The sequence below is a fragment of the Sphingobacterium sp. Mn56C genome (genome assembly GCF_049319645.1).
Taxonomy (GTDB): domain Bacteria; phylum Bacteroidota; class Bacteroidia; order Sphingobacteriales; family Sphingobacteriaceae; genus Sphingobacterium.
This window is the reverse complement of the sequence record NZ_JBMOUC010000005.1, coordinates 47364-61732: the sequence shown is the minus strand read 5'-3', so window position 1 is coordinate 61732 and position 14369 is coordinate 47364. Positions and strand designations below refer to the sequence as shown.

General features: G+C 40.7%; 8 protein-coding genes. 2 read left to right on the top strand and 6 right to left on the bottom strand.

Annotated elements, in window-relative coordinates; genetic code table 11:
- Nucleotides 1-143 precede the first annotated feature (143 nt).
- Entirely contained in the window at nt 144-557 is a 414-nt protein-coding gene (locus tag ACL9RF_RS13090; protein ID WP_422801084.1) for a T9SS type A sorting domain-containing protein, read from the top strand.
- A gap of 167 nt (nt 558-724) precedes the next feature.
- Here the strand turns inward: ACL9RF_RS13090 and ACL9RF_RS13085 are convergent, their stop codons facing one another.
- The 6 genes from ACL9RF_RS13085 to ACL9RF_RS13060 all read right to left on the bottom strand — a co-directional run bounded on the left by ACL9RF_RS13085 (nt 725) and on the right by ACL9RF_RS13060 (nt 12821).
- Complete coding sequence (locus tag ACL9RF_RS13085) at nt 725-1165, bottom strand: aspartyl protease family protein (protein WP_422801083.1); 441 nt, start codon at nt 1163-1165, stop codon at nt 725-727.
- 12 nt (nt 1166-1177) lie between these two features.
- Nucleotides 1178-2116: a malate dehydrogenase gene (locus tag ACL9RF_RS13080; RefSeq protein ID WP_422801082.1), complete on the bottom strand. Its 939-nt coding sequence runs from the start codon at nt 2114-2116 to the stop codon at nt 1178-1180.
- 157 nt (nt 2117-2273) lie between these two features.
- Nucleotides 2274-4589 carry a BamA/TamA family outer membrane protein gene (locus ACL9RF_RS13075; protein ID WP_422801081.1) on the bottom strand — a complete coding sequence of 772 codons (2316 nt, stop codon included), beginning with the start codon at nt 4587-4589 and terminating at the stop codon, nt 2274-2276.
- Entirely contained in the window at nt 4579-9864 is a 5286-nt protein-coding gene (locus tag ACL9RF_RS13070) for a translocation/assembly module TamB domain-containing protein (RefSeq protein ID WP_422801080.1), read from the bottom strand. The genes ACL9RF_RS13075 and ACL9RF_RS13070 overlap by 11 nt, the downstream gene beginning before the upstream one ends.
- A gap of 340 nt (nt 9865-10204) precedes the next feature.
- Nucleotides 10205-11698 carry a TlpA family protein disulfide reductase gene (locus ACL9RF_RS13065; RefSeq protein WP_422801079.1) on the bottom strand — a complete coding sequence of 498 codons (1494 nt, stop codon included), beginning with the start codon at nt 11696-11698 and terminating at the stop codon, nt 10205-10207.
- Between the two features lie 61 nt (nt 11699-11759).
- Nucleotides 11760-12821 carry an aldose epimerase family protein gene (locus tag ACL9RF_RS13060; RefSeq protein ID WP_422801078.1) on the bottom strand — a complete coding sequence of 354 codons (1062 nt, stop codon included), beginning with the start codon at nt 12819-12821 and terminating at the stop codon, nt 11760-11762.
- Between the two features lie 198 nt (nt 12822-13019).
- Here ACL9RF_RS13060 and ACL9RF_RS13055 point away from each other — a divergent pair, with 198 nt between their 5' ends.
- On the top strand, nt 13020-14366 hold the full coding sequence (locus tag ACL9RF_RS13055; RefSeq protein ID WP_422801077.1) for a deoxyguanosinetriphosphate triphosphohydrolase: 1347 nt from the start codon (nt 13020-13022) through the stop codon (nt 14364-14366).
- Nucleotides 14367-14369: the final 3 nt, after the last annotated feature.

Genomic DNA, 14369 nt, shown 5'->3' with positions numbered 1-14369 from the left:
TAAAAATTGTTAAAAGCTGTTACTATTTATTTAATATCCGACTGTTGTGGATAAAATAAATTAAATTTGTATTGTATTTATTAACATGGTTGATTAGCTTTGAGATACCAAAATTATTAAATCTTTATTCGTAAAAATCTGAAATGCAAAACGTAATCCTTAAAAGTACACGATATATCCTTTCTAGCATGCTGATGCTGGGACTTGTACTTTCTGCCGTTGCAGGAGGAAAAGTTTCTGCTACGCCACATTTTACGACAGCTATTGCTGATGCAAAAGCCGAGGATGTGGAGAAGATTATTAATAATGTGAAGGCGATGTATAATCCGGTAGCCTCACAAATTACGGTTTCATTTAAATTGTCTAAACAAAGCCCTGTATCGATTAAATTGATGGATGCGCTAGGCAATGAGGTATTGAACCTCAGCAATTCTACCATCGATGCTGGTGTGCAGAATTTATCTTTTGATACCGACGGAAAAGTTTCACCGGGTTTTTATTTTGTTCGCGTTTCATCGGGGTCAGAGACTGTTGTGAAAAGAGTTTCTATCCGATAAGGATTTTTTGTTTCTCCCGGCCACCGGTCCCCGGTCCCCGGCCTTGGATCTCTAAATACTCCAGAACCACTGCACTATAGAGACATCAGCCCGCGTTCCTGTCTCCGTTCCGGTAGCTGTAGCACTATTACCTGTTTACAGGGGTTCCACTTTCATTTCTTAGCTTGTTACCTCTTCAGTTTGCGTGTACGAAGTTTCATTTGTTGCTTCCTGTAATCGATAAGGGCAGCATATTGCATTAAGATATCGCCACCCAGAACGCCGACTACAGGTTCTAAATCCATCTGCTGGTAGGCATAGTTTATAGAAGAAAGATCCAGTACCGCAACGCTAAGTTTTTTGCAGCTCCAGCTGTGTATTTGGAAATTGATAAGTTCAAACATAAAACTTTCCATACTATTGGTACCCAGTCCGGTAGATAGAATATTCGTATTTACAAAACTATCTTCAGGAATTCCCGAAGATAGTAAGGTTTGTTTGTCGAGTACAGTCTTTGAAGCGCCGGTATCGACTACCATTTTAAAGGGCTTACCTAAGATTATAACGTCGACAAGAATATGGTATCCATGCCCTTCCAATGCCAAGGGTTCTAAGGGGATAATGTGCATATAAAAAAATAGTTAAAAACGATTGTCTTCCTGGAGCACAGCATTCATAGCCCGCACCGCCTTGGCGCTTTCCCGGAATAATTGTGCCTCCTCTTCAGTTAACTCCAAAGGTACAATTTTATCCCACCCATTTTTATTTATTACTACAGGAACACCTATATGAATATCCTCTTCACCAAATTCACCTTCCAGGTATACCGAAGCTGTAAACACCTTATTCTGGTTTAGTACTATGCTTTTTACCATCGCTGCCGCCGCCGCTCCTGGCGCATACCATGCGGATGTACCAATCAATGCCGTTAGGGTAGCTCCTCCTACCATGGTTTTCTTTACGATATCTTCCTGCTCTGCAGCAGAAAGAAAGTTGCCTACCGGAATACTATTCCATGTTGCTTTTCCAATAAGGGGAATCATAGTGGTATCGCCATGCCCGCCGATGACAATAGCATGGAGATCGGCAGCCGAAGCATTTAAAGCCGTTGCAAGCTGATATTTAAAGCGCGCCGAATCTAAGGCGCCCCCCATGCCTATGATACGGTTTTTTGGCAGGCCACTGGCTTTAAAGGCTAGGTAGGTCATGGTGTCCATTGGGTTGGATACCACCAGGATAATAATATCCGGGGAATGTTGTATAAGGTTTTCAACGACATTTTTTACAATGGCAGCGTTAGTACCTATTAATTCTTCACGTGTCATTCCCGGCTTGCGGGGTATGCCTGAGGTAATAACAGCTACCGTAGACCCAGCCGTTTCCACATAATTGTTGGTTACGCCCTTAACCTTGGTGTCGAAACCAAGTAATGCTGCGGTCTGCTGTATATCCTGGGCTTTCCCTTCAGCAACGCCCTCCTTAATATCCAGCAAAACAATTTCGTCCACAAAATTGGCTCTAGCCATATTGTCTGCTGTTGTTGCCCCTACTGCACCGGCTCCGATAACTGATATTTTCATAGCATTTTTTTTAATTGGTGAATAAGCTAAATTTAACCAATTTAAAGTACATCCTAAAGAAAAAATCGGCTTTTTACTGGGCGTTATAATTTCAGCATTAGGCGGCAAGGGGCGACGTATTAAAACAACAAAGCCGTCGTAGACGGCTTTGTATGTATTAGAAGGGATAGCCAATGGCTAAGTTAAATACGAGGTTATCTTTGCGCCAGGTGGAGCTACCGAAATCAATTTTGTTAAATACCCAACGTTCTGATTTTGGATAATAAGGAATCCGAAAAGGAATCGCAAAATCGGTACGAATTATCAGGAACGTAAAATCAAAACGTAGACCTGCACCACCCCCCACAGCAAGTTCTGAAAGGAAGTTTTTATTTATTTGCCCGCCCGCTTTGCTAGGGTCGTTATTTTGTGTCCATATATTTCCTGCGTCAATAAAAGCTGCCCAGTTTAGGAAGCCTGCAATTTTGGCTCTATACTCTGTATTCAGTTCCAGCTTATAGTCGCCAGTTTGGTCGGCGAAGTAGTTGTTTTTACCCAAATTTTGGGGTTGCGATGTCCCCGGACCTACCGAACGTACGCGAAAGGCCCTTAACCCGTTTGGACCTCCGCTATAGTACTGTTTTAAGTAAGGCAAGGCATAGGAGTTGCCATAGGAGTAACTGGCACCGACCATAATCCGGGAGGCTAATTGCGAATTGTCTGACAGCCTAAGGTAATGCCTGAAATCGCCTTCGGCTTTAATAAACTGGCTATATACAGTACCAAATAGTGTTTTTACCTCATCCTTTTTATACGAAGCCCCCTGAATTAATCCCAGCACATTTCCCGAAAGGTTTACCCCACCTTTAAAATAAAAAGTATTGGTGCGGTACTGTTCCATCGTATTGGTATACGTATACGTATAATTTGGACCGAAGGAGAACTGCGGATCGACAATACGTTTTAATGTAGGCACAGTATCCATCTGAGCTTTGTAGCTGTCGGAAATATTTCTAGGCTGAACATAGATAATCTCGGCTACCGTAAGATCATGCTGCTTCTGTTCATTCTCTTTCCACGTGTACCCATAGTTTAAGGTTGATGAGTTTAACACATAAGCCGTTCTACGATTCAAAAACTCGTACCCCAGACGTAAGTAGGTTTTAGGAATAAACCGCTTTGATGGTGTCCATTTATACGGCGATAATAGGCGGGGCCAATTAAAAGAAAGCTCCGTACCATAGCGGTAATAGGCTGAGTTTAAGTTTACATTACCTCCCGTTTGGGTTTCATAGCCTCCAAAAACATTGATACTCACTGTTTCAGCACCCTTAAATGCATTCCGTAACGTCCAGGTAACATTGGCTTCCGAGCCATTGTAAATCGTCGCCGTTTTACCTAATATTTCGAAACGCAATGACTTCTTGGGCAATGGTGTTAGGTAGTAATACACATCCAAAGTGTTAGGATCGTTCGGATTGGGCTCGAAGTTATTTTTTACAAACTTAAAGGTATTTAAATTCACCAAATGGTTGATGGTCTGATTATGGTCGTAACGGTTATACAGCTGTCCTCTTTTAAAGAAAATATGGTTTGCCAATACTCTTTTTCTAAAGGTATTCTGTGGATCAATAAAATAGTACTGATCCTGATATAAATCCAAATCTTGGTTTCTTCTGCGGGTCGTATATCCATTTGCGGATAGCACATAATTCGGGTAGATATAGATATCACCAATCTTCTGTGGCTCTTTAGCTTGCGCTGTCGTTTCCGGTTTGATGGTCATATACATATTCACTTTATGATTGCCGATGGTGCTATCAACCTCTAGTAATAAGTTGTCAGGATTAAAGTAATAATACCCTTTATTCTTAAGCTCATTATCAATACGCTCTCTTTCGTTGATAATGACATCTAAATTATAATTTGACCCCACCTTTAACAGCGATTTATCCCTATGCTCCAAAATATCCTTGCCGATATGGGAGAGGGAGTCTATGCTATAGTTGATGGCGTTTATGCGATAAATTTTACGCGGTACCGGATAGTAGGTTACACTTCCGAATTTCCCATCTATGCTGGTATCCGAAGTAACGGTTGTATTAAAGAAACCCAAGTTTTCCAACCTATTGCGGAGCAGGTTCTCATTATACTCGCGATTTACTGTGCTTAACAATACCGGTGCTTCCCCGCGTTTCTTGATAAAACGACGTACAAAATTTCGAGACGTATCGTAACCACCACCGAAATTCCACATCATAAGCTTCCAACGTACCCCCAATAACTTTTTGTTCGGTTTAGGAATTAATAAAGCCTCCAGGTTATCCTCATATGATTTCTTTCTATCTTTATTAATTGCAGAGTCCAAAATTAACTCTACTTTGCCTTCAGTATATATTTTTTCCCCTTCGGGCAAATATTTAGTTGTGCTACATGCACTAACAAGCAATACTATACTACTTACGATTACAAAGGCTATAGCACTATTTTTCATATTGTCTCCTTTCATCTTCCTCATTTCTTACGGCCGAGAACGCCACCACCTTATTTTGTTTGTTAGAGGTAGTATCCTTATGTGTCGAATCTGGCTTCGAATTATTCAGCTGCTCCTGTTTCTCTCTTTCCTGAGCCCTTTTGCGGTACGCAGGGTTATGAATCATTAAACTATCGCGAATTACACGCCTTACACTATCACGGTAAGTCGAGTCGACATCCATTCTTTCCACATCAAAACGCTTTCTAAAGTTGCTATTGTCTGGGTTATAGTATTGCGATAAAGCCTTAGAGCTCATAAACAACTCCTTAAATTTATTGTAGCTCATGTTTACAATAAAACCTATACCCGTTTCTACAAACTGCCCCTGTAAGGTTGCCTGGTATTGGTTTTTGCGGTATACCCTTGCAAAGTAACGCCCATCTTTAGACAGCTGATAATCCAACGATATATCACCAGCTATATTACTCGGGTTTTCCCCTGGTCGCGTATTGCCTTCCACCTCAAAGTTAGAGCCGATAGTTATTTTTAACCTATCGTCGAACAACATTTTGGAGATGCCCACATTCAAGTCCGTACGGTTTTGTCCGGATCCTGTGAGGTAATCTTGTTCCGATTGTAAGTTAAAATCCAGTTCTACACCCTTAATTAAGTCAGAAGCTAGGTTGTTTAGCTGGCTGGTTAAGAAAGAGCTTACCGAACTCCGTGCGATACCTTCGACACCGCCACCACCAGAAAGACTCTCAAAAGGATTAGCCGACATAAACCTACCCATAATAATCAAGGAGAATACCTGCTTATTTAACTCCGCAGGGTCATTGCGCAAGGCATCCAGAGCAATATTAACCTTAGAAACCACATCCTGTGAGGCGATAGCCTTATCTTCATCCAGTTCAATATCAAAGGCCAAGTCTGGTTTAAACAACTCGCCAGCTAAATTAAGTTTAACATTAAACGGAATACGTTGCTTGTATAAGTTCTGGCTTTCCGAACCAATCTGGTTGCTAATAAGTTCCAACGTCGGGAATTTTCCTTTGTACAATGCAGTAATATTCAAACGAGCATCCAAAGGATCCCCATTAAAGACAATAGTACTACCTTTCTGGAAGTCAAATTCTTTTTTTATAGGTCCAAAGCTGAAGGAGTAATTTCCTTTTTCCACCGTGAATGTTCCAGACATGGTAATCTTTTCGCTGGCATCGATGGCAGCATTGATTTCCGCAACCCCCTGAATATTTAAGGCATCTTGCGTTCCTTCATCGATTATAACCCTAAACTTCGCATCTCTACTCGTCGTAAGGTTCAAAGTCAGGTCAATTCCTTTTAAATGCGTTACCGTCGTCATAGAGTCCAGCTTCGCAAAAACGTTGCTCGCAACGGTATCACTTTTGTTAACAAACTTTACCACACCATCACGCTGTGCAACACCTGGATTTTCGTTGGGCACGATAAATGAAAAATCCGTATTCTCATTCGCCGATATATTACCATCAATTTCAGGCTTATCCAAATTTCCGCGGATACGTATACTAGAGGTAACATACAGTTTACCATAAAATAGATCATTGTTTTCACGCGTTGAATTGACAACGGCAAAATTGTCTGTCGTCAGATTCAAGTTAAAATCAAAATCACTATACGTTTTTGTTAGTATAGAACCGTTTAATGTAGCCGAATTATTTTTGGCATCCTTAAGTAGAAACTGGCGGAACGAAAGACCTTGATCATTAAAATATATCTTCTGGTTGTCCATTAAGAAGTCAGCATTTAACATAGCCACATTCAATCGCGCTTTTGTAAAGGTAAGATCGCCATTGATTTTAGGGGCATTTAAGGTTCCCGACAGGTTTAATACACCACTTAAATCACCCGTGCTATTCTGCAGCTGTCCGAAGCTAAAGGCTTCGATAGTTTTTATTTTCAGCGGCTTAAGGTTTAAGGAAGCCGTAAACGTAGCCTCCGTATTAGGTACTGCAATGTATTCACCCAATAGCTGCACATCGTTACCATTTTCCGTAATCCGTATATCTGCAGCATAAGTATTTTCTTTTTCATTGTTTACCTTAATCAACACATCACCAACAGTATCCTTACCGAAGAAAAATTGCTTAATGGCTATATCCGAAACAAATACAGGGGAGCTTTCAAATCTTGAAACAGTGGCCTTACCGTTGATACCACCACCAATGTTAAGCATCTCCGATTCCAACATTTTGGAAAATGTTTCAATCCGGAAGTTCGTAAAATCAAGATCTATAGGAGCGTTTAAGGTGCTGTCTTGCGAGTTTATACGCAGCTGCTGCCCCTTATTGCTCAACACGAAATTATGCGCTCTGACACCGTCTTTACCAAAGCTAAGCTGGTTGTCGGAAGCAATATTCCACTTGTCGTAGTTCAACATTAACCCATCCTCAAAAAGGCGGAGCATATAATTGCTTTCTTTTACCGACATTTGCGCCCCCAGGTGATACCGATCTTTGAGCTGCTTATCTTTAATCCACAGTCCAAAATCAAGGTTATTTTCAATAACTTTCCCACTGAAAGTGGTATTGTTCAGCTCTATATTATTTATTTTAATTTTATCAATAAGGGCAGAATAATACATGGTACTATCAACCGTAATAACCTCCATGCCCAGTTCTTTCACCTCAATACCATCATACAATAGCGACGGGGCCATCAGTTTGGCCATAATACTTTTTTCCTTGCTATCGAAGGTACCATCTAGGGAAATATCACTCATCTTCTCCAATTGCGGAAGGAAATCACGGATGAAACGCGAGTTGGTTAATGCTGCAGAAAATTCGAAACGCTGATCTTCATATGCTGTAGCTTGGGGAGGTTCATTTTTAGGGTTATAATATACACGTGCAATATCCTGTATGGCGGCACCCAATTCGGTAAGTTTATATTTACCCACCATATGAGCCTTCAGCAGTTCAGAGTTTAGGACCAGCAAATTACGGGCACTGTCTGATCTTGCAAGCAAGGTTATGGTATCCAATGTAAAGCGAGCATCATTGTACGCAATAGACGACTGGCTTATTTTTAGGGAACCATTAAGGTAGTTCATATCAGCAGTTTCAAAATCGGCAACAATACGACCATGGTAACGTAGATTCTGATCCATAAGCTTGAGATGCTGCAGATTTACCGAATCGATCAACATATCCATTTTTACCTTAGGATACTTATTATGCATATTGGCTGCCATATCCATATTAAAACGGATATTAGGGTCTGTACTTTTAATATTACCCGCAATATCACCATCTGCTGCGGTAAAATCCAGGTTAATGTTATGGTACGAATAGCCCATAGCATCTAAGCGGTTTAGTACCCCCTTCACATCGGCCTGCATATTTTTAGGGTTTAACCCTTTTCCTTTAACCTGTGCCTCAGCAGATATCAGGCCAAGTACAGAATCCTGGTGCAATAGATTGCCGAGGTTAAAATTATCTAAGGAAACGAAAGCATCGTAGGTGGTATCTCTGGCCGCCATATTAAGAAAACCATTGACTGTAGCGTTACCTTTTTCGGTATTTAGCCTAAGGTCTGCATTAAAACCAGTCATTCCACCTTTAAAAGTTCCAGCCAAAGAAATGGCGTTCGGAAACTGTATAGGCATATCCTTAGGCAGCATAGTAGGAGCTATCAAGCGGTCTAAATCACGCTTCCCCGTCGTCAATTTCTTTAAATCTAGGTCAATAAACATCTTATCGGGGTCAGGAAGCCCCTTAATATGCGCACGCGCGATTATATGCGTATTATTCAGCGTTTTAAACTCAATGTTTGGAATGCTAAGATTATTGACTTTTCCAACCACGCGGCCGTTGATATAAAACTTTTTGCTGAGTAAGGGTTTCATTACCTCCATCTGCTCCAGATCCGGTGCAAAGAAGCGTATATCCGACATATCAATCACACTTTTATTGATCTTAGCATCAATCTGCATAAGGCCAAGATCTTTATTCAAAGCATCCAGCGATGGGTAAGACAGTTGGATATAATCGCGAATAATAGTTTTAGGGGTTTCAGCTAATAAGTTTTTTAGGACAGCACCTGTATTATTGTATACAAAATCTGCTTTCAACTGTTTAATCTGGAAACCAGAATGGTCCTTTGCCGTCAGGTTTTTCAATGACCCAGAGATCGAATCCGAGGCGTAATAAAGGTCGTCCAAGGCACCTGCTAAATCCGAAATATCGATGTTGAAATAATCAAAACCCTTCATGCGAGGTTGATTGTTGTCCTTAAAAGCAACATGAGTTTTATTGATGCTTAATTTATCCGTAGAAACCACCCAATTAACAGGAGTAGTGTCAGCTTGAGATTTAGGTTTCGGCGTTGTTTTTCCGAGCGTTACGTACGCGTCCGTACCCTCCAGCATAACCGCCTTCAGTTTAACCACCTCCTTATTTAAATCGATCTGGTCGACATTCGCCGATAGATTTTTGATATCAAATTTAGTGTCTATAGCACTTTCGGAGTTTTGATACTTCACATAAATATCCTTCAGCAATAAAGTCTCTGTTGCCAAGTTCGGGAGGAGCGAAGCTGTGGCCTCCTTATTAACCGGCACGCCAAAATTTTCAGGCTTTGGTGCTGTCAAAGAATCTGCTAAGGCCCATTGTTTTACATACGCCGTAAGGCCTTCAATATTAATTTTGGGCAAGTTAAAAGACATGTTGCTATTTAAGTCAAACGTCTTTATACGCGTATCAAAATGTTTTAACCAAACATCTGCCGAAGTACCAATCATATCGTCGTGATACGCAAAACGTATACGATCTAATTTAACCTTGTCCAGGTTGATCACCAAAGCCGAGGTGGTATCCTGCGGTTTAGGATCTTTTTCTTGTTCTGAGGCAAAGGCTTTAACAATATAATCAAAGTTAAATTCTCCATTTGGTGCGGTACGTTTTATCTTAGCCGTGATACCTTCAAGTTCAATTTCTTGTACCTGTACCGTATTTTTTAGCAATTTAAACATATCAATATCTACCGCAAGTTTTTCACCCGCAATTAGGGTGTCTCTCGATTGATCTTCAAAATATACATTTTCCAAGACCAGTTTTTTGGGGAAGGTAATATGTACATATCCGATATTAACAGGAGTACCAATTTTATTTTCAAGGTAATGGGTAACCTTACCAACAACAAAGTTTTGAACCGATGGTAAACGAATTAAAAATATGAGTAAAAGTAATAGGGCTATTACTGAACCTACTACCCATAAGAATATGCGAATAAATACGCGTGCAAATCTATTCAAACCTAAAATTTATAATGTATGATTCCTAAAATAGAAACGTAAAAATAATGTAAATGTTTGCTATTATTTAAATTTTGTTACTTGAATTTCAATAAAAATGTAGTTTAACATTTATAAAAAAGTAGGAATAGGGTAAAATAAAGGTTAGATTATCTACCAAGTTAAACATTAGCCATCTTTTTCCTATAGAAATATTTCGAAATGACTTCCACATACTGTGTTTTGAATGTCGGCATAGTAGAGGTAAGTTACGCAGCGAATACTGAAATAAAAGTTGAAAAAAGCAATGCCCCCAAAAAGTTAAACACCTTCTGGGGGCATTGGCAACACATCTTAACCGTTAACCTTTTCTTGCTAATTCGATTTTTGTTTCCATTTCATTGACAATTTTTTCCACATCTGCCGATCCACCAGAAGCTTCGAAGCGAATAAAGCCCTCTTTGTCGATAACCACCTTATGTGGAATACCCTTCACCCCATATGCCGTAGTAATAGCCTTACTGCGGTCTTTCATTTCATCAAATAAAACGTGGAAGGTATAATTATTTTCGGTAATAAAGTTTTCCACCAGTTCCTTATAATTCTCCTCACGCTGCCAAGTGTCTATAAACAAGAAAGCGACCTCCTTATCCTCCTGATACTTGTTTACGGCAGCCTGCATCCCCGGAAACGAAATCTTACAGGGCCCACACCAGGTAGCCCAGAAGTCTATAACCACGACCTTACCCTTATAATCTGCCAAAGACACCGTTTTGCCATCACGATCTAAAAGAGCAAATTGAGGAGCTTCTTTTTTGATCATTTCACCCTTGTATTTAACGATTAATGCCTCCTTGGCCTGTTTATTGAAGCTGACAAGATAATCGTTGAAGTCCGCTTTATTATGGTTTAGTTTGGAATAGAGTTCGGTCATTTCCTGCAGCATACCCTCGTTTTTACCATTCTTGAGCATAAACTTCTCCAGCAACAAAAAAGCGTTAAGCTCTTTTCCTTGTTTTGCTATCGCTTTTGCCAGGTAAAGATTCAGGACAGGATTGTAGGTTGTATTCGGAGCCTTCGCAAATAAACCCTCTACTACCATAACCGCATTGTCAGGCTGCTCATCAGCAAGTAAAGCCTGGGCATAAAGTCCCGCTATTCCACTAAAATACTGCGCATCTAAACTTTTATTTTCTGCCTCATTGGTAGCGGTAAAAGCCTTTTCAGTTTTCGCATAAGCCATGGCTAACAGGGGTAACACCTGCTTACTTTGATTTATTTTAGAAAGCTCATTACCTAAGGTATAAGCATTAGCAATAGCGTTTGTAGATCCCTTAATATCCTCCACTAAAGCATTGGCTTTGCTGTTATTATTTTCTTTAAAATATAAAACGGCAAGTTTTACTTTACCTTGATCAATAATTGCTTGCTCTTTGGCTGTATAAGTTGAAGCGGAGAATTTTTTCAGCCAGGCATTATAGGCCAGTTCTGCAGCAGAAGCCGATTGATCTGTTTTTTCGAAGATAGCATTAAAAGCCTGCTGCCGTGCTGCGATGCCTTTAGGAAAACGCTTTGTAATCGATGCTTGGATTGCGTTAACCTTATCTTCCTTGCCAAGGTATTGGTACAGCCTGCCCGCCAGGCTAACAAAATCCTCATTTTTACTGGCCGCTAAAGCATTCGCTTCTATCTCCAGCTGTTTTTTAGACTCCTCGTCCCCCTTTGCAGCTAAGGCATTAATTTCTTTACCGATTTCCTCCAGAGAGATATTTTTTTTCTTTGCTAACTGTGCATTTGCTGTTTGTAGTGTTAATCCTGCAGCAAACAGATATAGCAGGGCTGTATTTTTTTTCATGAGGTTAAATTAGAATAGTGCAAGTATAACAGCTTTTTTCGTTTTGAAACTACATTTCACCTTATTTAACAAGGCCAAATTTATAAATGGTCGTACTCTCAAAAACAGCTCCTGGTTTTAAAACGACACTCGGAAAGTTGGAGCGGTTGGGGCTATCCGGAAAATGCTGTGTTTCTAAGCAGAATGCAGACTGTGAAAGATAGCGGTTGCCCGATTTCCCTGTATCCTTGCCGGAAAGGAAATTTCCGGTATAAAACTGAATACCAGGTTCTGTCGTGAAAACATCAAGCTTTATGCCTGAAACCTCCGAGTATACGGTGGCGGCAACTTGCGTTAGGGGTTGTTTATTAACAAAAGTATGGTCATAACCATGCCCACGTTGTATTTGCTCGTCTTCAGGATTTAGTGCCTCTACAATTTTCCTGGCCAGTCTAAAGTCGAATGCTGTCTCGTCAACAGGCGACTCAAACCCGAAAGGAATAGCATGTTCGTCTATAGGCAAATACGTTTCGGCCGGTATTTCAACCATATGACTTAAAATATCGCCGTCGCCTTCCCCGTTAAGATTAAAGTAAGTATGGTTAGTTAAGTTCACCACAGTTGTTTTATCTGTTGTCGCCCTGTAATGGATAATTATTTCATTATCATTGCTCAATTCATAACTTACATGCACATTTAACGTTCCCGGAAAGCCCTCCTCCCCATCGGGAGAGGTATAATAAAAGTCAACTTTTTTTTGCATGCTCACCTGGCGGTCCCAAACTTTATTGTGAAAGCCCTGGGGGCCACCGTGCAAACTGTTCGGGCCATTGTTCTGCTGTAAGGTATAAGTCTTGCCCTCGAGTTCAAAGCGGCCATTAGCAATCCGATTGGCATAGCGCCCAACACTGGCACCGTGATACTTTTCATCGGCGGCGAAATAGTCGTGGATACTTTTAAACCCCAATGCCACATCGATTAAATTTCCATTTTTATCAGGTACAAGAATACTCACAATACGTGCACCAAAGTCTGTAAAGGCAACTTCCATACCGGTTCTATTCTTCAGTGTAAATAGATGGGTGTTTTTCGCGTTTACTTGTCCTTCAAAGTCAATATGTTTCGGAAGCGTATAGATTGTCATAATAGTCAGGATTTAATACTTAAAAATACAAATAAAAAAAGGGATACAAAAGTTATAGGTCGTATTTTTTAATGCTAAATTTATAATGTCGAATTTTTCTAAGGGCAGGTAGGCAGGCTAAGGGCCGATCTTTATGGCGCGGCACCGACTGTTCTATTCGAGAAAATGTATATTTGTGTTTGAAAACCCAAAAATTTAATGAACTGGAAACAACTGTTATCTGCAAAAAGGTGGGGATATGAACTCCGTGAAATCAACGAACAATTTGATGCGCGATCTGAATTCCAACGCGATTACGATCGGTTGATATTTTCGTCACCATTCCGACGTTTACAGAATAAAACACAAGTATTTCCTTTGCCGGGAGCGGTTTTTGTTCATAATAGGCTTACCCATAGCCTAGAGGTCGCGTCGGTGGGGCGGTCTTTAGGTCGTTTATTTTACAACCGCATAAAAAAGGTTAACCCGGATATCGACCACGAGGTGCCCTTTTTGCAAGAGGTTGGGAATATAATTTCGGCAGCATGCCTGTCGCATGATTTGGGAAACCCTGCTTTTGGGCATTCCGGTGAAGCTGCGATATCTTCTTTTTTTACCGAAGGGAAAGGGCAGAAGTACCAAGATAGGATGAGCAGAGAGCAATGGGAAGATTTAACACATTTTGAAGGTAATGCCAACGCTTTACGTATTCTTACGCACCCTTTTCGGGGTAAAGACCCTAAAGGTTTTGCCTTAACCTATACCAGTTTGGCTGCGATTGTGAAATACCCCTGTGCCGCTATTGATGGCCATGTTACCGGTATACATCACCGTAAGAAGTATGGTTTTTTTGAAACGGAAAGGCAGACTTTTGAGAAGATAGCGCAGGAATTGGGGTTAAAAAAAGACCCTGGTAATGCCAATGGCTATGTGCGGCACCCTCTAGTATATTTGGTGGAGGCTGCAGACGATATATGTTATAATATCATCGATTTGGAGGATGCCCATCACCTGAAAATCCTAAGTTACGAGGAGATTGAGCAACTGCTACTTCCTTTATGTGGAGCTGAGGACTTGAAAAAACGCCTTGCCGATCTTGATGATCGTGCTAGTCGGGTATCCCTACTACGTGCTAAAGCCATAAACACCTTAATAAATGGTTGTGTAGAAGTTTTCGTAAGGGAGCAGGAGCGGTTTTTGAACGGTACCTTTGATAAGGCACTCCTGGATGCTTTGGCACCCGATATTGTAACGCAGTTGAAGGTTATATCCGATATATCGGTCAGAAAAATTTATAATGCTCCTGCAGTTGTGCAGATAGAAATTGCAGGGTTTAAGGTTATGAACGCTCTTTTGGAGGAATTTATTCCGGCCTATACCAAAACGAGGAAAACCATGTTTGACAAAAAGGTGGTCGCCATGATACCACAGCAATTTCATACCGACCAGGACGATACTTACGCTAAAATCAGAGCCGTATTGGACTTTGTGTCTGGCATGACCGATATTTACGCAATGGATCTGTACCGCAAAATTCAAGGAATATCTATTGCCTCTTTGGATTAAAAG